Genomic DNA, 20,173 nt, shown 5'->3' with positions numbered 1-20,173 from the left:
CGGCCGGGGGATCCCCCAGTCAGCTCATGAAGGTTCGCGAGATGCCTGTCGAGTCGGTTTTCCCGCAGCTCGAAGCTCTGCTCCCGCACGTGCAGAAGCCGATCCAGTACGTCGGTGGGGAGCTCAACTCCACGGTCAAGCCGTGGGACGAGTGCGACGTCCGCTGGGCGCTCATGTACCCGGACGCGTACGAGGTCGGTCTGCCCAACCAGGGCGTCATGATCCTCTACGAGGTCCTCAACGAGCAGCAGGGCGTCCTTGCCGAGCGCACCTACAGCGTGTGGCCGGACCTGGAGGCGCTGATGCGGGAGCACGGCGTCCCCCAGTTCACGGTCGACAGCCACCGCCCGGTCAAGGCCTTCGACGTGTTCGGCCTCAGCTTCTCCACGGAGCTGGGCTACACGAACATGCTCACCGCCCTCGACCTGGCCGGCATCCCGCTGGAGTCCAAGGACCGCACGATCGACGACCCGATCGTCCTGGCCGGCGGCCACGCGGCCTTCAACCCGGAGCCGATCGCCGACTTCATCGACGCGGCCGTGATCGGCGACGGCGAGCAGGCCGTCCTGGACATGACCCGGATCATCCGCGAGTGGAAGGCCGAGGGCCGCCCCGGCGGCCGCGAGGAGGTCCTCCTCCGCCTCGCGAAGACCGGCGGCGTCTACATCCCGGCGTTCTACGACGTCGAGTACCTCCCCGACGGCCGTATCGCCCGCGTCGTACCCAACAGGTCGGGCGTCCCGTGGCGCGTGTCCAAGCACACGGTCATGGACCTGGACGAGTGGCCCTACCCCAAGCAGCCCCTCGTCCCCCTGGCCGAGACGGTCCACGAGCGCATGTCGGTGGAGATCTTCCGCGGCTGCACCCGCGGCTGCCGCTTCTGCCAGGCCGGCATGATCACCCGCCCGGTCCGTGAGCGCTCCATCACCGGCATCGGCGACATGGTGGAGAAGGGCCTGAAGGCGACGGGCTTCGAGGAGGTGGGCCTCCTCTCCCTGTCCTCGGCGGACCACTCGGAGATCGGCGACATCGCCAAGGGCCTGGCGGACCGCTACGAGGACGACAAGGTCGGCCTCTCCCTGCCCTCCACCCGCGTCGACGCCTTCAACATCGACCTGGCGAACGAACTGACGCGCAACGGCCGCCGCTCCGGCCTCACCTTCGCCCCCGAGGGCGGCTCGGAGCGCATCCGCAAGGTCATCAACAAGATGGTCTCGGAGGAGGACCTGATCCGCACGGTCTCCACGGCCTACGGCAACGGCTGGCGCCAGGTGAAGCTGTACTTCATGTGCGGCCTGCCCACGGAGACCGACGACGACGTCCTCCAGATCGCCGACATGGCGACCAAGGTCATCGCCAAGGGACGCGAGGTCTCCCGCTCGAACGACATCCGCTGCACGGTCTCGATCGGCGGCTTCGTCCCCAAGCCCCACACCCCCTTCCAGTGGGCCCCGCAGCTCTCGGCGGAGGAGACGGACGCCCGCCTGGAGAAGCTCCGCGACAAGATCCGCGGCGACAAGAAGTACGGCCGCTCCATCGGCTTCCGCTACCACGACGGCAAGCCCGGCATCGTCGAGGGCCTCCTGTCCCGCGGCGACCGCCGCATCGGCGCCGTCATCCGTGCGGTCTACGACGACGGCGGCCGCTTCGACGGCTGGCGCGAGCACTTCTCCTACGACCGCTGGATGGCCTGCGCGGACAAGGCGCTGGCCCCCTTCGGCGTGGACGTCGACTGGTACACCACCCGCGAGCGCACCTACGAGGAGGTCCTCCCCTGGGACCACCTCGACTCCGGCCTTGACAAGGACTGGCTCTGGGAGGACTGGCAGGACGCCCTCGACGAGACAGAGGTCGAGGACTGCCGCTGGACCCCGTGCTTCGACTGCGGCGTGTGCCCGCAGATGGACACCCACATCCAGATCGGCCCGACCGGGAAGAAGCTGCTGCCCCTGACGGTCAAGAACGCCGGCCCGGCGCCGGCCGCGAGCGGTCACGCGCACTGACGGGAGTGCGGCACGCGATCGGGTGATGAGGCGCCGGCGGGATCGAGCGAGGGAGAGGCGGCGGCTGCGCGCTTCGGCTCCTCGCCCGTCGGTGCCGTCCCGGACGCCCTTGCGGGGCCTCGGTTGCTGCTGCACTGCAGGCTCTGCCGGACGGCGCGGCACCGCGTCCGGCTCGATGCGGCCGGGGGTCGCACGCTTACCCGGGGTGCATCGCCTAGGTGTTTCCCCGACCCCGCGGAATCACCTGGATCTCCACACCACCCCAGGCCAGCGACCACGGCTCGTCCCGTTGCAGGGCGTCGCACCCCTCGTCGAGCAGCCGAGCCCGCACGAGGGCGGCCGAGCGGTTCAGCCGCTCCCATGCCGGGGTATCGGACGCGAAGACACGTCGTGACCGCTCCAGGGAGTCGTCGAAGGCCTTGAGGACCGCCTCGACGTCGTCGACCGTCTGACCGGCGCTTCCCACACCGTCCAGGGTCCACGACATCCACAGGGCCATGTACCCAACGGTGGCACCGCCGCCTGCCCGCTGCCAGCAGGCAGAGGTAGGCCGCTGTCCGGCATCCGGCACGGGGCGGTGCCGGACGCCGTGAGCCTCCGACCGTGCGGCACGCCGGGGACGTCCTCACACTGGACTCGTGAAGTTCTGCCTCCCCCGCCGCGGCCGGTCATGACGCAGGCGGACGCTCCGGAACGCCGTGATTACGCGGGCGCCACGTACGGCTCGCTGCTGGCTGCCTCCGTGGTGGTCGGGGCGGGATCGCTCGGCGAGTTCCCCCGACTGGAACTGGTCCTCCTGCTCCTGTGCACCGGGGTGGTGTTCTGGGCCGCGCACGTGCTCACCCGGTTGTTCGGGGAGCGGATCATGTACGTGCCTCTGGACGGACGGGAGATCCGGCGGGTGTGCGCGGCCGAGTGGCCCATCGTCAAGGCGGCCGTCCCACCGGCCGTGGCGGTCGCCGTCACTCCGCTGCTGGGCCTGGGTCCGGAAGCGGCGGTGTGGCTGAGCCTGGGCGTCGCGCTGGCGGGGCAGGTGGGCTGGGCTTCGGTCGCTGCCCTGCGTGCGGGGGCCGCGACCCGTGTGGTGGTGATCGCCGGAGCGGTGAACCTGGTGCTCGGCCTGGTCATCGTGCTCTTCAAGGTCGCCCTGACTCACTGACGTCGTCCGTCCGTCAGCTACGAAGTCGAGCGCGTGCTCACCGAGACGTCGACCTGCGGGACATGCGGGTCACCCGAACCGGCTCGGTGTTCGCGGTGGCGCTTGCCGGTGCGGTACGGCAGCAGCCGCAGCGCGGCCGGGCGCACCGGTCGGCCGCCGGTCAGGGCGTGCCCCGGGAGTCTCGTCGTCGCGTGCCGAGACGCTGATCGCCGTCTCCGCCGGTCGTCCGTACCGCGCGGGTCGCCCGGCCTCGGTGGACGGCGGCGGACCCGTCGGTCCCCCTCCGGCTCAGCGGGCGCGTCCGGCCGCCCGGTGCCACGCTGGAGGCGGGTTCCGTGGAGCCGGAGGAGCGGACATGGAGATCAAGCCGCAGGCGGTTGTCATCCCGAAGGACACCGACCATCTGGAACAGGGGAAGTACGGCCCGGTCTTCCCGAGAACTCCGGCGTGCTACGGGTTCACGATCATCGCCGACGTCAAACCGGGCAGGGCCGAGGCGATACGGGAGCACGGCCACACCCTGGCCAAGGCGCTGGAGGAGGACCCGTACCTGCTCGCACCGTTGAAGCTGCACTACCTGCGCTGGGTCCTCTTCGACGGCGACACGCGGTTCATGTACCAGGGGATTTTCGACACCGACTTCGACAAGTACACCGAGGACGCCGTCGCGCTGTTCAGCAAGGCGGGCGTGAGCACCACCTTCGAGAACCTCGAGGGGTTCCCGGAGGACTGGCGGACGAACCCGGAGGCGTTCGTGCGCTTCGTGCGGGAACACCACTGTCCGAGCTTCATCGAGTACGGGGAGTACCCGTACGTGACGGCGGACGAGATCAAGAAGGCGCTGCGGATCAAGAGCGCCCTGTCGGAGATGCTCGATCAGATGCAGTGAGGCTGAGCGCAATGGGTGAGGTCAGGACCGCGCGCACCTACAACCAGCGGCACATACCGCGGAAGTACACCCCCGGCGGGCGGCGCGTGAGCATCTACGTCTCGTGGAGCTATCCGGCCGAGGCCGGTCGCGACGCGGCCGAGCTGGACAACCGCTTCTCCACGATGACAGAGGTCAGGCGGGTGGCGTGGCCGGCGTACGAGGACCCGAAGTGGTCGGACCCGTACCGGTTCCAGCAGGGCATCGCCGGGTCGCTGGAGCTGTTCTTCTGGGCCTGGGTGCCCTTCCAGGACTACGTCGAGGAGGTCACGGGGCACCCCGTACCCGTGTACCAGCGCATCGACCAGGCGGGCTTCTTCACCCCGCTCGACGAGCGGGTGCTCGGCGACACGGATGTGCTGTTCGTGTTCGGGCTGGACCACGCGGTCACCGAGCAGGAGGCCCAGCCGGGTGAGATCGAGGCGCTGCGGGCGTTCCTCGCCCGGGAGGACGCGTGCCTCGTGCTGGGCCCGCACCACGATGTCGGCTCGTCGGACGACCTGAAGGTCCGCGAGATGGAATACCGTCATCACGGTGATCCACTGGTGCCCCGGCAGCAGCGCTTCGCCACCTACGTCAGGGACCTGATGAAAGGTCTCGACGTGCCGGTCGTGAACCGGTACGGACTGCGTCCCGCGACGCGTGAGAACAACCAGATCGCGCCGCTGTCCACGGTCCGGGACCTGGATCCGAAGGGCTGGCTCGACGGGGTGACGAACTTCAACTTCCACATGCACCTGCCGCACTACGACGTGACGACCGACGATCCGGACGCCGTCCGTGTGCTGGCCAGGCAGCCGATCGACACGTCCCGGCCGCATCCGTTCACCGAGGCCGGCAACGCCGAGTTCTCCATGTTCCTGTGGATGCCGCCCCGCGGTGGGCGCGCGGCCGACCTGCTGCTGGCGGACTCGACGATCTTCAGTTCCCTGTTCGGTGGTGACGACAGCCTGCGGAACTTCTGGCGGAACGTCGTCTCCAAGTAGGGCCGGCACGGAGGTCGACCGTGAGCATGCACCACGACATCGCGTTGCGACTCGACGACATCCAGCGCGGGGTTCTCGGCGCCCGGCCGACACCGTACGCGGCGACCTACCTCGCCTTCCGCATCGACGACCCGCCGCAGGGGCGGGAGTTGATGCGCCGCGCGAGCACGGCGGTGACCTCCGCGGCGGACTCGGTCAGCCCTCTGGGGGAGACCTGGGTGAGTGTGGCCGTCACCTGTCGCGGCCTGGAGGTGCTGGGGGTGCCGCGGGCCTCGCTGGAGACGTTCGCCTGGGAGTTCCGGCAGGGCATGGCGGCGCGTGCCAGGGCGCTGGGCGATGTGGGCGAGAGCGGCCCGGAGCACTGGGAAGCGCCGCTGGGCGGTCCCGATGTGCATGTGGTGATGACAGCGGTCGCGCCCGACCCCGCCCGGCTGGAGGCGGCCGTCGACCGGGCCCGGCCGGCGTACGACCGGCTTTCCGGGGTGACGGCGGTATGGCGGCAGGACTGCTACGCGCTGCCCACCGAGACCGAGCACTTCGGCTATCGCGACGGGGTCAGCCATCCGGCCGTCGAAGGCAGCGGCATACCGGGATCCAACCAGCTGGAAGTGCCGCTGAAGGCCGGTGAGTTCGTCCTCGGCTACCCGGACGAGCTCGGTGGTGTCCAGGCCCCGCAGCCGACCGTGCTGGGGCGTAACGGCAGTTACGCCGTCTTCCGCAAGCTCCATCAGAGGGTCGGTGAGTTCCGCCGCTGTCTGAGGGAGAACTCCCGGGGGCCTGAGGACGAGGAGCTGATCGCCGCGAAGATCATGGGACGCTGGCGCAGCGGAGCCCCCCTGGCGCTGGCGCCGCGGCAGGACGATCCGGCCCTCGGCGCGGACCCGTACCGCCGTAACACGTTCCTGTACGAGAGCGACGACCCGCTGGGGTTCACAACTCCCGGCGGCTGCCACATCCGGCGGGCCAACCCCCGTGACGCCGCGGTCGCGGGAGAGGTGCGCCTGCACCGCATGATCCGCCGCGGCGCCGTCTACGGCCCGCCGCTGCCGGAGGGGGTGCTGGAGGACGACGGAGTCGACCGCGGGCTGATGTTCGCGTTCATCGGCGCGCACCTGGGGCGGCAGTTCGAGTTCGTCCAGTCCCAGTGGATGCACGACGGTGTCTTCTTCGGCGCGGGCAACGCCCAGGACCCCGTGACCGGATCCCGCGACGGCTCCGCCGACTTCACCATTCCCCAGCGGCCGCTGCGCCGGCGCCTCACCGCACTGCCGCGGTTCGTCGTCACCCGGGGAGGCGAGTACTGCTTCCTGCCGAGCCTGACCGCCCTGCGCTGGCTCGGCGGTCTGCACGACTGACAGCGTGGCGACGGACGCCCCGGCGGCGCCGTCCCCACCGCGACGCCGCCCGAGGGGAAGCCGATGGAGACCCTGCACCTGGTGCTCAACGCCGTCACCGTCGTCTTCATCGCGGCCACCATGTTCGCAGCCGGTCTGGGCGCCACGGTCTCGGCACTGCGCGGCATCTTCACCGACGTCCCGCTCCTGCTGCTCGCACTGCTCACCAATCTGGTGGTGGTCCCGCTGCTCGGCTGGGGCATCGGTGCCCTGTTCGGCCTGTCCTCCGCCGCCTTCATCGCGCTGGTGCTGGTCGCCGCCTCCCCGGGTGGTCCCTTCGGGGCGAAACTCGCCATGGTGCAGAGCGGTGACGTCGTCGGCGGCGCGGCGATGCAGGTGCTGCTCGCCTCCGTCGGCAGCATCACGTTCGCCCCCACCGTCAACGGCCTCCTGACCGCGGCCGACGTCGGCACCGACGTCTCCCTCGACGTGGGAGCACTGGTGCGGACGGTGGCCCTGCTGCAACTCGTGCCGTTCGCGATCGGTCTGCTGGTACGCCGATACGCCGAGCCCACCGCGCGGTCGTGGCACCCTCCGGCAGCGACCGTCTCCAACGTCACCTTCCTGATCGTGCTGGCGGGCATGCTGCTCGGCAACTGGCAAGGCGTCGTCGCGCTCCTCGGCTCGCTCGCCCTCCTCGCCGGGTTTCTGCTCTCGGCCGTCGCTTTCGCCGCGGGAGCGCTGTTGTCCACGGGCCCGCCGGTGCGGCGCACCACCATGGGCGGCGTCGCCTCGGTACGCAACGCCGGCCCCGCACTGGCCGCGATCGGCATCGCCTTCGACGACCAGCCCGCCATCCTCGGCGCACTCGCCGCCGTCCTGCTCAGCGGCCTGGCCGCGGCCCTGCCGATCGCCACGTTCCTGAGCAGCAGGCGAAAGGCCCCCACGGCGGCGGAGGCGGAGGCGCGGACGCATGACCGGCGATGACGCGGCAGCGCCCGTCGAGGGCCACGGGACGGATCACCGGCGTCGTGGCCTCGCGCCGAGGAGCTGTGCCGACGAAACGCCGGCTCCTGGGGACGCCGCCGCGATCTCGGGGACCGGCCGCGGACGGGCACCCGCGTCCAGTACGGGTCCGGCCGGCGGGACGTCGCTCCGGTCGACGGTCGAGAACGGTGGTCCGACGCCGGCCGCGCGTGGTCACGCGCACGGACGTGAGCGGGGCGCTCGACCGGGTGCGGTCGGGTGAGGGAGGCGTCGGCGGGGGCGAGGGGGGACGAGGTGACGGCCGGCTTCGGCCGCGGCAGTCGTTCCGCCCTCTCGCCCGTCGAGGCCGGCAGTGCCCCGGGGGACGGCGCCGCTCCGGCCGGGCTTCGCTCCGTCGGGCCGACGGGACCGCCGCTTCGGGGGTCATCCGTGTGCGCGGGGGTACCCGGATCCATCGATGTCCGTGATGTCCCCGTGTGGGAGGTCAGCGATGAGGGGCCCCGACGGCCCGCAGCAAGCCGTGGTCAGGACGCTTGACACCCTGGGGACGGGTGCCTGCCTGGCGGACGAGCAGGGTGTGATCGTCGCCGTCAACACGTGCGCCGAGCGACTCCTGGCCCGTCCCGCCGCCGACCTGGTCGGCCGGGACGCTCACGAGCTGCTGCACCGCACCAGCTGTGGGGAACCGATGCCGAGGTCTCGGTGCCGCATACGGGACAGTCTCCTCGGCGGGGTCACGCAGCAGGGGGAGGACGAGTGGCTTGAGCGCGGCGACGGCACGCTGGTGCGGGTGGGATGGCTCGCCACTGCCTGTGACATCGGGGTCCGCTCGTCGGCCACACTCGTCCTCTTCCACCCCGTCGGGAGCACGGAACGGCCCGTTCGGCAGTCACCGGCCGGCGGACGGCTCTCCGAACTGGAACGGCTTGCCCTGCTCGCCGACACGACGACCCTGCTCACGTCGACCCTGGACATCCACGAGGGGCTACGGCACCTGATCAGTCTCGTGGTGCCCCGCATCGCCGACTGGGCGGTCATCGACCTGATCGGTGAGCGGGACGAAGTACGGCGCTTCGCGGTCGCCCAGGCCGAGGGCGGCACCGTGGTGTTCCGGGAGGACCTCCAGGGGCCCATGCCGCTGGTGCTGCAGGAGTCCCAGATGCCGCTGTCCCGCGCCCTGCGCGGCGTCGCGTCCTCTTTCGCCGGCCCCGAGACCTATCAGGGCCCGCCCGACTCCGGGATCGCCGTGGAGCAGCGGCGCCTGTTCGAGGCGACCGGCATGCACTCGGCCATCGTGGTGCCGTTGCGGAGCCTGCACGACGTGATGGGTGCCCTCACCCTGGGCCGTTCCGACCAGCCGGAACGGTTCACCGCGATGGACATCGCCCTGCTGGAGGACATCGCCCGGCGTGCCGGCCTGGCCCTGGAGAACGCCCGCCTCTACCAGCGTCAGCGCATGGTCGCCGAGACCATGCAGCGCCATCTCCTGCCGAAGCTGCCGCGCTCACCCGGCCGCAGCATGAGCGTCCGTTACCTGCCCGCGCCGGACGCCTCGCACGTAGGGGGCGACTGGTACGACGCGTTCACCCTGACGGACGGCGCCACGGCCCTCGTCGTGGGGGACGTCGTCGGGCACGACCTGGAGGCCGCGGCCGGCATGGCACAGCTGCGGAACATGCTCAGGGCGTACGCCGTGTCCCAGGAGAAGCCGCCGAGCAAGATCGTGGAGTGGCTCGACCAGGCGACGCTGGGCATCGCCGAGGTCTCCATGGCCACGCTGGTCTTCGCCCGCATGACGGAGGACGCCGGCCGGTGCGAGTTGTCCTGGACGAATGCCGGTCATCCTCCTCCCCTGCTGGTCACCCGCGAGGGTGTGACCCGCTATCTGACCGACGGTCAGGGAATCCTCCTGGGCGTCGCGCCCGAGCGGGTCCGCCCCGACGGGACGGCGGAGCTGCCGCCCGGGTCCACCCTCGTCCTCTACACCGACGGCCTGATCGAGTCCCGGTCCCGCACCCTGGACGAGGGCATGGACCGGCTGAGCCGGCACGCGGCGGTCCTGGCCCACCACCCCTTGGAGACCTTCACCGACGAGTTGCTGAGCCGTGCGCGCCCGTCGGACAACGACGACGACGTGGCCCTGCTGGCGGTGCGGTACGTACCAGGCTGGTCGGGCTGACGCAGCCGCTCCCGCAGGAGGGGGGAAGCGGTGGCCGCCGCGTCTCTCACGCAAGCCGACCGGCTGACGCGTCGAGCCCCCTTCCCGCGGGGAAGGGGGCTCGTGGGGCCCGTGCGCGTGCGTCAGGGCTTGAAGACGTCCTTGCCCTGTTCCTTCGCGCCGCGTGCCCTGCCGCGTGCTTCGAGCGCGGCACCCTTCGCCGCGAGGGTTTCCTTGTGTACCGCGTGGGCCGCTTTCCGCACGGTCTTCCCGAGTACCTGTTCGGCCTTCGCCTTGGCCCGTTCTCCGGTGCTCATGTCCGTACCTCCGCTGTGTCACCCTGCGTGTGCCCGTGCGGCGGGCCGGGAAACCACGCTGCGCGGTCCCCGGGTCCGCGCAGGGTCACCGCCCTTTTCAGGCGGGGGTTTGTGGGCACCCAGGCGGTATGGGCACCCCCGCTCCGATCGGGGCGCCGACGCTGTGGCTGGCGGCGGCGCCCGAGAGCGTGCCGGAGGCTCGGCGGTTCGTGCGGTCGGTGGCGGAAGGGGCCGGGCCGGACGTGGCGGACACCGCCGAGCTGCTGGCCGGCGAGCTGGTGACCAACGCGGTGCTCCACGCCCGTACGGAGGTGGAGGTACGGGCCTGGTGCGCCGGGGGCCGCGTGTACGTGCGGGTCGGTGACCAGCGGCCGGACAAGGGGGTGGTGCCGCACGACCGGCATCCGTACGCCGGCACCGGCAGAGGGCTGATCCTGGTGGAGGAGCTGGCCGCCGGCCACGGCGTGCAGAGGCGCGAGGACGGCAAGACGGTCTGGTTCGAGCTGTGGCCCGAGGCTCCGGCGCCGCCCGCGTCCGCGTGGGAGACCGTGGCGCCGTCCGGCCGTACGGTGACGGTGACGCTGAGGGACATGCCGTACGCCCTGTACTGGGCCGCGCAACAGCACTGGGAAGGGGTGCTGCGCGAGCTGTGCCTCACCGCGCCCGGCGAAGCGCCGCGGGACCTCGTCGTCGCCCAGGACGCCGGTCACATCGTCTCCGCCTGCATGACGACCGCGGTGGAGCAGGAGACCCCCGACAGCTCGACGCTCTCCTTGCGCGTGGCGTTCCCGGAGGACGCCGCCGCGGCCGTGACGACCCTGCGTCGCGTACTCGACGAGGCGGAGGCCGCGGCGCAGCAGGAGAGCCTGCTCGCGCTCCCGGCGCTGCCGCAGATCCGGGCCTTCCGGGACTGGCTGCTCGACCAGATCGTCGGCCAGCTGTCCGGGAGGGCGGCGACACCGTGGACCCGGCTGCCCGGCACGCCGGGCGCCACCCCGGTCGAGCTGGCGCCCTGGGACGTCGGCGAGGTGGAGGCCAGCAGTGTGCCGACCATCGCGGCCGACGACGGCAACCGGATCATCGCGGTGAACGGCTCCGCCGCGAGCCTGCTGGGCTGGCACCCCCAGGAACTCGTGGGGCAGCGGCTGACCGTCCTCATGCCCGAGCACCTGCGCGACCGGCACGCGGCGGCCTTCACCTCGCTGCTGCTCACCGGCCAGGCCCGCATCCTGGGGCGGTCGATACCGGTGCCCGCGCTCCACCGGGACGGGCGGGTGGTCCCCGTCCGCCTGTACGTCCAGACACAGGAGGCGGTCGACGGGCGCACCGTGTTCGTCGCCCAGCTCACCACGAGGAGCGCCGTCCCCGCGGCGCCGCACGCTCCCCGGGAGGGCGCTCACACGACCCGGCCCGTGCCGGGGCCGGTCCATCTGCCGGCCATGACGAGGAAGGCCGGGACGGTGGGCGCCGACGCCGCCGGGGCGGAGTGGCTGTCCCTGTTCGCCGACACCTCCAGGGCCCTGACCAGCACCCTCGACGTGGATGACCGGATGCGGCGGGTGTGTCACGCGCTGACCCGGCGGCTGGCCGACTGGTGCGCGGGCGATCTCCTGGACGAGCACGGGCGGGTGGAGCGGGTCTGCGTCGTGCACCGCGATCCCCAGGTGCTGGTCGGCGAGGAGCACCTGGGCACACTGCCCCCGGTGTCCGAGACCACGTACGGCGCCCTGCCGCGGGTGCTGCGCGGGGCGGGTCCGCTGCTGATCTCGGACATGTCCCGGTTCGACCGGCCGCTGAGCTCCCTGGACGCCCGGCAGGTCGCACTGGTGCGGCAGCTGGGGGGAGGCAGCGCCGTCGTCGCTCCGCTCAGGGCCCACCGCGGGGTCTTCGGCGCCCTGACGCTGGTCCGCGCCCGCGAGGAGCCCCCGTTCACCAAGGAGGACGTCCTGCGGATCGCGGAACTCGTCCGCGGGGTCGCGCTCGGGCTGGACAACGCCCGTCTGCACCGGTACGTCCAGCACACCGCCGTACACCTCCAGCGGGCCCTGCTGCCGGAGCTGCCGGAGGTCTCCCACCTGGAGCTGGTCGCCCGCTACGTCCCCTCCAGCACCACCGCCGAGGTCGGCGGGGACTGGTACGACGCCTTCGCGCTGCCCGGCGGCCGGACGGCGCTGGTCATCGGCGACGTGTCCGGGCACGACCTGCAGGCCGCGGTCTCCATGAGCACCCTGCGCAACACGCTGCGCGGTATCGCCGTCGACCGTCCCGAGCCGCCCGGCGACGTCCTGCGCCGCCTGGACCTCGCGAGCCGCATCCTGTATCCGCAGTCCACCGCCACCTGCGTCTACGCCCTGATCAAGGACGGTGACGCCGGACCGCGCGAACTGCACCACGCCTCCGCCGGACACCTGCCGCCCCTGCTGACCACCCGTGAGGGTGACACCCGCTACCTGAACACCGGCCGGGGCCTGCTGATCGGCATGGACCCCGACTTCCCCCGGCCCTCCGCCCGCGACCGGCTGCCGCCCCACTCCACGCTGCTGCTCTACACCGACGGCCTCATCGAACGCCGCGGGGAGTCCCTCGACGACGCGATGGCGCGGCTCCGCCGGTACACGGCCGCGCACGCACACGCCCCCCTCGACGTCTTCTGCGACGACCTGATCATCACCTTCGGTGCCGACGCGGCCGACGACATCGCCCTGCTCGCACTGCGTCCCACCCCCCCGGCCGCGCCGCCGGCCGCCGCCTGAGGGGGCGCTTCCCACCCCTACCCGTTCGCACCCGCGTTTCCCGCACCTGACGGGAGGAAACCCGATGGCTCAGCAGACGGCGACGAAGGACTCCGCGAAGAGGCCCGTCAGCACCGGCGGTGTCTTCCTGTCGTTCGCGCCCTGGATCATCTTCGGAGTGGTCGCGAGCCCCAGCACCTGGGAGTACGCGGCCCTCGCGGCCCTCGTCGCCTCGATCGTGCTGTCGGGACAGGACATGCTGCACGGCAGGCTCCGCGTCCTCGACGTCACCGGCATCGTGTTCTTCGCCGTGCTCTCCGTCCTCGCGCTGGCCCTGGACCGCGGGGAGCTGGCCTGGCTGGAGACGTACGCGCAGGTCATCTCCAACGGGCTGGTGGCCGCCGTGGCGCTCGGTTCGCTGCTCGTCGACCCGTTCACCGCGCAGTACGCCCGCGAGCAGGCTCCCCGCGAGGTGTGGGACTCGCCCGTCTTCCGGCACGTCAACCGGGTGCTGACGGCCCTGTGGGGCGTCGCCTTCACGCTGATGACGGTCTCGACCTGGCTGGCCGTCCGCTACCCCGCCCAGGACGACTGGTTCGACTGGGTCGTGCCCATCGCCCTGCTGGTCGCGGCCGTGAAGTTCACCGAGCGGTACCCGGAGGCGTACAAAGCGCGTGCCGCCTGACGGGATCCGAACGGCCGTCCCCGGCGTCTGTCCCTGTATGGACCTGCAGAAACCGCCGTCTGAGCCGCAACAGCCCGAAGGGTGCCTCGTCGTCGCCGTCCGCCTCCCGGTGCGGATCGTCGTCCTCGTGCTCGTGGTGCCGGTGCGGATGGTGTGGGACGCGCTCGTCGTCACCGGGCGCCTGCTGCGGAACGCCGTCCTGCGGCCCCTCGGGCGGGGGCTGCTCTGGCTCGGCAGGGCCGTGTTCGTGTGGCCGTTCGTAGGCCTGTGGCGGTACGTCCTGGTCCCCGCCGGCGTGGCGCTCGCCTGGCTCGGCAGGGTCCTCGTCGTCGTACCGGCCGTCCGGTTCCACCGGTACGTCCTCACGCCCGTCGGGCACGGCCTCGCGTGGGTGTACGCGCGCGTGCTCACCCCGGCCGGTCACGCGCTGACCTGGCTGCTGAAGGGCGTCGGCCTGGTACTGGCCGCGGTCGGGACCGGGGTGTACACGGCCGTCGCCTGGCTGGCGCGGTACCTCCTCGTCGTGCCCGCGCGGTGGCTGTACACCTGGGTCCTCGCGCCCGTCGGCCGGGCCGTCGCCTGGTGCGCACGGGGAGTGGGGTGGCTGCTCGGGATCCTCGTCACCGGTGCCGGACTGGCCCTGTACCGGACCGCCCGCGTCCTGCTCGTGCTGCCCGCGCTGGCGCTGTGGCGCTGGGTCCTCGCGCCCGTCGGACGGTTCCTCGCGGTCCTCGCGCGGGAGGCGGGGGAGGCCCTCGGGCACGCCTGGAGGATCGCCGGACGGATCTCCCGGGCCGTGGGACGGGCTCTGGGGACCCTCTTCCGGTGGATCTTCGTGGAGCCCGTGCGCTGGGTGTACCGGACCGTCCTCACCCCGGTCGGACACGTCGTACGGGACGCCGTCCTGCGGCCCGTCGCCGCGGGCGCACGCGCGGTGGGCCGGGTCGCGCGCGAGGCGCTGACAGCGGCCCGGGACACCGTGCGGCAGGCCCGCGCGGACGTCCGCCGCGTGCTCTTCGGCGAGCCCCGGCAGCCGGCCGTGGCGGACCGGCGGGAACTCCCGGGCCGCGACACACGTACTCTTGGTAGAAGTACGACCGCTCTCACGAAGGACTGAACGACACTGGGCAAGCGACAGCCCGAGGGCCCGCCGCCCGCACCCGCGGTGCAGCGCATCCGACTGCGTTACACCAAGCGCGGCCGCCTGAGGTTCACCAGCCACCGAGACTTCCAGCGCGCCTTCGAGCGGGCGCTGCGCCGCGCCGAGGTGCCCATGGCGTACTCGGCGGGGTTCACGCCGCACCCGAAGGTGTCGTATGCCAATGCCGCACCCACCGGCACGGGCAGTGAGGCGGAGTACCTGGAGATCGCGCTCACCGAAGCGCGCGACCCCGAGACCCTGCGCGTCCTCCTCGACGAGTCGCTGCCCGCCGGGCTCGACGTCACCGAGGCGGTCGAGGCGCGGACCTCGGGTCTCGCCGACCGGCTGACGGCCTCCGTCTGGGAGCTGCGGCTGGACGGCGTCGACCCGGCCGACGCCGAGCGCGCGGTCGAGGCCTTCACCAAGGCCGACACCGTCGAGGTGCAGCGGATGACCAAGAACGGTGTCCGCACCTTCGACGCCCGTCCGGCCGTGGTGAGCCTGGAGACCACGGAGACACACAGTTCGCAGGCTGATAGGCCGAGCGACCAGCCCTGTGCGATACTGCGGCTGGTTGTTCGGCACGTGACGCCTGCCGTACGACCCGACGACGTCCTGTCCGGTCTCCGCGCCGTGGCCGACCTGGCGCCGCCGGTCCCCGCAGCGGTGACCAGGCTGGCGCAGGGGCTGTTCGATGAAGAGACCGGCACGGTGACCGACCCGCTCGCGCCCGACCGCGAGGCTGCCGGGGCCCTCACGGCCCAGTCGGCCGCCGCCGCGACGGCGGCGACGCCGGAAGGTCCCGCGTAGGGACGGACGTCGTAAGCGCCGCCCTCGTACTCGGGAGCCACCTGGGTCGGGCAGCGCACCGACCAGAAGACTTTCGCCAGGCCGTACCGACAAGGCGTACGGAACCGGCGAGACAGGACACAGAGTGCTCCCGTGCGGCGCCCGCGCCCCGGACGGCGGCCATCGCGCATCGCGCGGGCCGCGGACGTCAACGGCGGACGGTCCCTGAGACCGCCGCCGGACCAGGCGCGGCGCCCGGGAGCCTGACGGGAGAAACGCCCGCATGCTCGAACCGACCGAACCCACCCAGGGTTCCGAACCGAACACCCCGAGCGACACCCTGCCGCCGCGCAGGCGTCGCCGTGCCGCTTCCCGCCCGGCGGGCCCGCCCTCCGCGGCCGCGGAGGCGCCCGCGGAGGTCACCGTGCCGGCCATACCGGCCGCGGAGGCCGACGAGGTCACCGAGGTGACCGAGGACGCCGAGACCCAGGGCACCGAAGAGGTCGCCGCCGCCGAGGCGCCCGCGGCCGAGGAGTCCGCTCCCGCGGCGCGTCCGCGTCGCCGTGCGGCCCGCCGTGCGTCGGCGCCCGCCGGTTCTCCGACGTCCGCCGAGGCCGCCGAGACGGTCGTACCAGCCGCCGAGAACGCCGAACCGGAGAAGGCCGCGGTTCCCGAGGCCGGCGAGGTCGTCGTCGGTGAGGAGGCGGCACCGCGCCGCACCCGCCGCCGGGCCACGCGCAGTGTCTCCGCGCCGACCGCCGCCGCTGCCGAGACCGCTGCCGCAGCCGAGACGCCCGCGACGGAAGCGCCCGCCGCCCAGGCTCCCGCCGCCGAGGCACCCGCGGCCGAGGAGGCCGCTCCCGCGGCGCGTCCGCGTCGCCGTGCGGCCCGCCGTGCGTCGGCGCCCGCCGGTTCTCCGACGTCCGCCGAGGCCGCCGAGACGGTCGTACCGGCCGCCGCGCCCGCCGGGACCGCTGCCGCCGAAGCGCCCGCCGCCGAGGCGCCCGCCGTCGAGGAGGCCGCTCCCGCCGAGCGTCCCCGCCGTCGCGCCACGCGCCGGGCGTCTGCGCCCGCCGGTGCGCCGAAGGGTGCCGAGGAGGCTCCGCCCGCCGCTCGGACCGCCCCCGCCGCCGACGCCGCCGAGCCCGAGGCCGCCACGGAGGCCGAGGAGGCCGCGGAGGCTCCCGTCGAGGAGGCCGCTCCCCGCCGTACGCGCCGCCGCGCCACCCGCCGGACCGCCGCGCCCGCGAGCGAGGAAGCCGCCGAGACGAAGGCCGAGGAGGCTCCGGCCCAGGCCGCCGCCGAGCCCGAGACCGCTCCGGCCGCCACGGAGGCCAAGGAGGCCGCGGAGGCTCCCGTCGAGGAGGCCGCTCCCCGCCGTACGCGCCGCCGGGCCACCGCGCCCGCCACCACCCCCGCCGCCGAGGAAGCCGCAGCCGACGAGGTCGGCCGGACCGGCGATACCGAGGAGGCCGCGGTGACCACCCACACCCCGGAGGTCCCCGCGACCACGCACACCACCGAGCCCGCCACCGCCGCGCAGGCCGCCGAGCAGGCTCCGGCCGCCGAGGCCGGCGCGCCGCGTCGGGCCCGGCGCCGGGTCGTCCGGGCCGCGTCCGGGTTCGCCGCGCCGCAGACCGCCGAGTCCGCCGAGGGCGAGACCCCGCGCCGGCCCGCCCGTCCCGCCGTGGCCGTCTTCCAGCCGCCGGTCTTCGCCGAGCCCAAGTTCCAGACCCCGGAGCGCGCCGCCGCCGAGGCGGCCGCCGAGGTGGCCGCCGAGGTGGAGGAGCCGGAGGAGTACGCCGAGGAGCGTGCCGAGACCGGTGGCCGCCGTCGCCGTCGCCGCCGTGGCGGACCCGCGGAGGAGACCCGGCCGGCCGAGGCCGCCGCCGAGGACGAGACCGAGGAGGAGACCGAGGAGGCCCCCGAGTCCGCCGAGGACCTCGCCGACGGCGAGGAGGGCGACGAGGCCGAGGGCGCCGAGGGTTACGAGGAGTCCGGCTCGCGCCGCCGTCGCCGCCGTGGCGGACGCCGTCGCCGTCGCGGTGACGCGGCCGAGGGCGAGTCCGGCGACGCGGACGCCGACGCCGAGGAACTGGCCGCCGAGCAGGCCGCGCAGGACGCCGAGGACACCGCCGAGCAGGAGGAAGAGGACGCCGAGGACGCCCGGGGCGAGGAGGGCGGCGCCTCCACCGCCGGCAGCCGCCGCCGTCGTCGCCGCCGTCGCCGGGCCGGTGACAGCGCCACCGACGCCGAGCCGTCCGCCGACGACCCGGAGCGCACGGTCGTCAAGGTCCGCGAGCCCCGCAAGGCCAGCGAGCCGTCCGACGAGGTGCAGTCCATCAAGGGCTCGACCCGTCTGGAGGCCAAGAAGCAGCGCCGCCGGGAAGGCCGTGAGCAGGGCCGCCGACGCGTCCCGATCATCACCGAGGCCGAGTTCCTGGCCCGCCGCGAGGCCGTCGAGCGCGTGATGGTGGTCCGTCAGCACGGCGACCGTACGCAGATCGGCGTCCTGGAGGACGGCGTGCTCGTCGAGCACTACGTCAACAAGGAGCAGTCCACCTCGTACGTCGGCAACGTCTACCTGGGCAAGGTCCAGAACGTGCTGCCCTCGATGGAGGCCGCCTTCATCGACATCGGCAAGGGCCGCAACGCGGTGCTGTACGCCGGTGAAGTGAACTTCGAGGCGCTCGGCATGGCCAACGGGCCGCGCCGCATCGAGTCCGCCCTGAAGTCCGGCCAGTCCGTCCTCGTGCAGGTCACCAAGGACCCGATCGGTCACAAGGGCGCGCGACTGACCAGCCAGGTCTCCCTGCCCGGCCGCTACCTCGTGTACGTACCCGAGGGCTCGATGACCGGCATCAGCCGCAAGCTGCCCGACACCGAGCGGGCCCGGCTGAAGACCATCCTCAAGAAGATCGTCCCCGAGGACGCGGGCGTGATCGTGCGCACCGCCGCCGAGGGCGCGAGCGAGGACGAGCTGCGCCGGGACGTCGAGCGGCTGCAGGCGCAGTGGGAGGAGATCCAGAAGAAGGCCAAGAACGGCGGCAACGCCCCGACGCTGCTGTACGGCGAGCCGGACATGACCGTCCGGGTCGTCCGGGACATCTTCAACGAGGACTTCTCCAAGGTCATCGTCAGCGGTGACGAGGCCTGGCAGACGATCCACGGGTACGTCTCGCACGTCGCCCCCGACCTGGCCGGCCGGCTGTCGAGGTGGACCAGCGAGGTCGACGTCTTCGCCACCTACCGGATCGACGAGCAGCTCGCCAAGGCGCTGGACCGCAAGGTCTGGCTGCCCAGCGGCGGTTCGCTGGTGATCGACCGGACCGAGGCGATGGTCGTCATCGACGTCAACACCGGCAAGTTCACCGGCCAGGGCGGCAACCTGGAGGAGACGGTCACCAGGAACAACCTGGAGGCGGCCGAGGAGATCGTGCGCCAGCTGCGGCTGCGCGACCTCGGCGGCATCATCGTGATCGACTTCATCGACATGGTCCTGGAGTCCAACCGGGACCTGGTGCTGCGCCGCCTGCTGGAGTGCCTGGGCCGTGACCGTACGAAGCACCAGGTGGCCGAGGTGACCTCGCTGGGCCTGGTGCAGATGACCCGCAAGCGGGTCGGCCAGGGCCTGCTGGAGTCCTTCTCCGAGACCTGCGTCCACTGCAACGGCCGCGGTGTCATCGTCCACATCGACCAGGCCACCGCCAACGGGGGCGGCGGCAAGCGCAAGAAGCGCGGCCGGGGTGCCGAGGCGCCGGAGCCCGTGCACGAGCACGTGCACGAGACCGCCGCCGTGGCCGTGGAGACCGGTGAGGCCGTCGAGCCCGAGGCGGAGACCGCCGCGGAGGTGGCCGCCGAGGCCGCCACTCCGGTGGCCCTGCCCGCGCCGGAGTTCGCCCCGGACGAGGAGCTGTACAGCAGCGTCGCCGAGGCGGAGGCGGCGGCCACCCGTGGCCGTACGCGGCGCCGGGCGAGCCGCCGGGCGTCCGCTCCGGCGGGTGCGCCGAAGGCGGAGAAGGCCGAGCGGGCTTCCCGGGCCGAGCGGGCTTCCAGGGCCGCCGAGGCCGAGCAGGCCGCCGAGGCCGAGGTCCCGACCGCCCAGGACGTCACGGCCGAGGAGGCCGCCGCGCGTCCGGTGCAGCCGGAGCCGGCCGCCGAGGCGCTGGCCGAGCCCGTCGCCGCCGAGGACCAGGTGGTCCCGGCGCCGCAGGCCGAGGCTCCCGCCGCCGAGGAGGCCGCGCCCAAGGGCCGTACGCGCCGTCGGGCGACCCGGAAGGCGTCGGCCCCGGCCGGTGCTCCCGCGGGTGCCGAGGCGGCCGTGGTGACGGTGCCGGAGACGGCTCCGGCCGCCGAGGCCCCCGCGGCCGAGGCGCCGGCGGAGCAGGCCGCGCCGGTGGCCGAGGCCCCGGCCGGGAAGCCGGCGGAGGCCGAGGCCGCCGCCGCTCCGGCCCGCCCGCGCCGCCGTGCGGTGCGCAAGGCCACCGCGCCGACCGCGTCCGAGGAGGCGGCCGTCGTGGTCGTCCCGTCGGCCCCGGCGACGGAGGAGACGCCCGCCGCCGAGGCTCCCGTGGCGCAGACCCCGGCTGCCGAGGCCCCGGCGGGTGAGGTGACGGCCGAGGAGGTCGCCGAGGCGACGGCTCCCGCGAAGAAGGCGGTCCGCAAGACGGCCGCCAAGAAGACCGCGGCGAAGAAGACGGCCGCCAAGAAGACCGTGGCCAAGAAGACGGCCGCAAAGAAGACGACGGCCAAGAAGGCGGCCAAGACCGCCAAGACGGCCGCCGCGAAGTCGACGGCGAAGAAGACCACCACGGTCTCCACCGCCGGCGACGAGGGCTGACGCCCGAGGTGTGGGGGGGGGGGTAAGGGAGAGGAGGACAGCAGTGGGGGGGGGGAGGGGGGATGGGCAGCCCCTTCTGTGGGGGGGGTTGTTTTGTAGGTAGACCCACACCGG

General features: G+C 73.1%; 13 protein-coding genes and 1 pseudogene. 12 read left to right on the top strand and 2 right to left on the bottom strand.

Annotated elements, in window-relative coordinates; translation table 11 throughout:
• The first annotated feature begins 41 nt into the window (after positions 1-41).
• On the top strand, positions 42-2,003 hold the full coding sequence (locus ACZ4VF_RS12390; protein ID WP_467925380.1) for a TIGR03960 family B12-binding radical SAM protein: 1,962 nt from the start codon (positions 42-44) through the stop codon (positions 2,001-2,003).
• Between the two features lie 214 nt (positions 2,004-2,217).
• Here ACZ4VF_RS12390 and ACZ4VF_RS12385 read toward each other — a convergent pair whose 3' ends face one another.
• Complete coding sequence (locus tag ACZ4VF_RS12385; protein WP_467925378.1) at positions 2,218-2,502, bottom strand: hypothetical protein; 285 nt, start codon at positions 2,500-2,502, stop codon at positions 2,218-2,220.
• A 171-nt stretch (positions 2,503-2,673) separates the two neighbouring features.
• On the opposite strand from ACZ4VF_RS12385, the gene ACZ4VF_RS12380 reads away from it, so the two are divergent.
• The 6 genes and pseudogenes from ACZ4VF_RS12380 to ACZ4VF_RS12355 all read left to right on the top strand — a co-directional run bounded on the left by ACZ4VF_RS12380 (position 2,674) and on the right by ACZ4VF_RS12355 (position 9,576).
• Positions 2,674-3,162 (top strand): hypothetical protein, encoded by a 489-nt coding sequence (locus ACZ4VF_RS12380; protein WP_467925376.1) that lies wholly within the window; start codon positions 2,674-2,676, stop codon positions 3,160-3,162.
• A 355-nt stretch (positions 3,163-3,517) separates the two neighbouring features.
• Positions 3,518-4,051, top strand: coding sequence for a hypothetical protein (locus ACZ4VF_RS12375; protein WP_467925374.1), 534 nt, complete (start codon positions 3,518-3,520; stop codon positions 4,049-4,051).
• An 11-nt stretch (positions 4,052-4,062) separates the two neighbouring features.
• Positions 4,063-5,076: a hypothetical protein gene (locus ACZ4VF_RS12370; RefSeq protein WP_467925372.1), complete on the top strand. Its 1,014-nt coding sequence runs from the start codon at positions 4,063-4,065 to the stop codon at positions 5,074-5,076.
• Between the two features lie 26 nt (positions 5,077-5,102).
• Entirely contained in the window at positions 5,103-6,431 is a 1,329-nt protein-coding gene (locus tag ACZ4VF_RS12365; RefSeq protein ID WP_467925649.1) for a Dyp-type peroxidase, read from the top strand.
• 54 nt (positions 6,432-6,485) lie between these two features.
• Positions 6,486-7,397, top strand: a pseudogene (locus tag ACZ4VF_RS12360) (bile acid:sodium symporter family protein); the annotation flags it as partial.
• Between the two features lie 490 nt (positions 7,398-7,887).
• Positions 7,888-9,576 carry a PP2C family protein-serine/threonine phosphatase gene (locus tag ACZ4VF_RS12355; RefSeq protein WP_467925370.1) on the top strand — a complete coding sequence of 563 codons (1,689 nt, stop codon included), beginning with the start codon at positions 7,888-7,890 and terminating at the stop codon, positions 9,574-9,576.
• 122 nt (positions 9,577-9,698) lie between these two features.
• On the opposite strand, the gene ACZ4VF_RS12350 is transcribed toward ACZ4VF_RS12355, so the two are convergent.
• Positions 9,699-9,872 carry a hypothetical protein gene (locus tag ACZ4VF_RS12350; RefSeq protein WP_467925368.1) on the bottom strand — a complete coding sequence of 58 codons (174 nt, stop codon included), beginning with the start codon at positions 9,870-9,872 and terminating at the stop codon, positions 9,699-9,701.
• Positions 9,873-10,000: 128 nt separating this feature from the next.
• Here ACZ4VF_RS12350 and ACZ4VF_RS12345 point away from each other — a divergent pair, with 128 nt between their 5' ends.
• From ACZ4VF_RS12345 to ACZ4VF_RS12325, 5 genes are all read left to right on the top strand, one after another.
• The gene (locus ACZ4VF_RS12345) at positions 10,001-12,625 is read left to right on the top strand and encodes a SpoIIE family protein phosphatase (protein WP_467925366.1); all 2,625 of its coding nucleotides are present in this window, start codon (positions 10,001-10,003) and stop codon (positions 12,623-12,625) included.
• A gap of 64 nt (positions 12,626-12,689) precedes the next feature.
• Positions 12,690-13,289 (top strand): DUF3159 domain-containing protein, encoded by a 600-nt coding sequence (locus ACZ4VF_RS12340; protein WP_467925364.1) that lies wholly within the window; start codon positions 12,690-12,692, stop codon positions 13,287-13,289.
• A gap of 37 nt (positions 13,290-13,326) precedes the next feature.
• Positions 13,327-14,406 (top strand): hypothetical protein, encoded by a 1,080-nt coding sequence (locus ACZ4VF_RS12335; protein ID WP_467925362.1) that lies wholly within the window; start codon positions 13,327-13,329, stop codon positions 14,404-14,406.
• A 48-nt stretch (positions 14,407-14,454) separates the two neighbouring features.
• Positions 14,455-15,240, top strand: a complete 786-nt coding sequence (locus tag ACZ4VF_RS12330) for a TIGR03936 family radical SAM-associated protein (RefSeq protein ID WP_467925360.1) — start codon at positions 14,455-14,457, stop codon at positions 15,238-15,240.
• Between the two features lie 262 nt (positions 15,241-15,502).
• The gene (locus tag ACZ4VF_RS12325) at positions 15,503-20,059 is read left to right on the top strand and encodes an Rne/Rng family ribonuclease (RefSeq protein WP_467925358.1); all 4,557 of its coding nucleotides are present in this window, start codon (positions 15,503-15,505) and stop codon (positions 20,057-20,059) included.
• Positions 20,060-20,173: the final 114 nt, after the last annotated feature.

The sequence above is a fragment of the Streptomyces sp. NPDC029151 genome (assembly GCF_055564315.1).
This window is presented reverse-complemented; position numbering and strand designations above follow the sequence as displayed.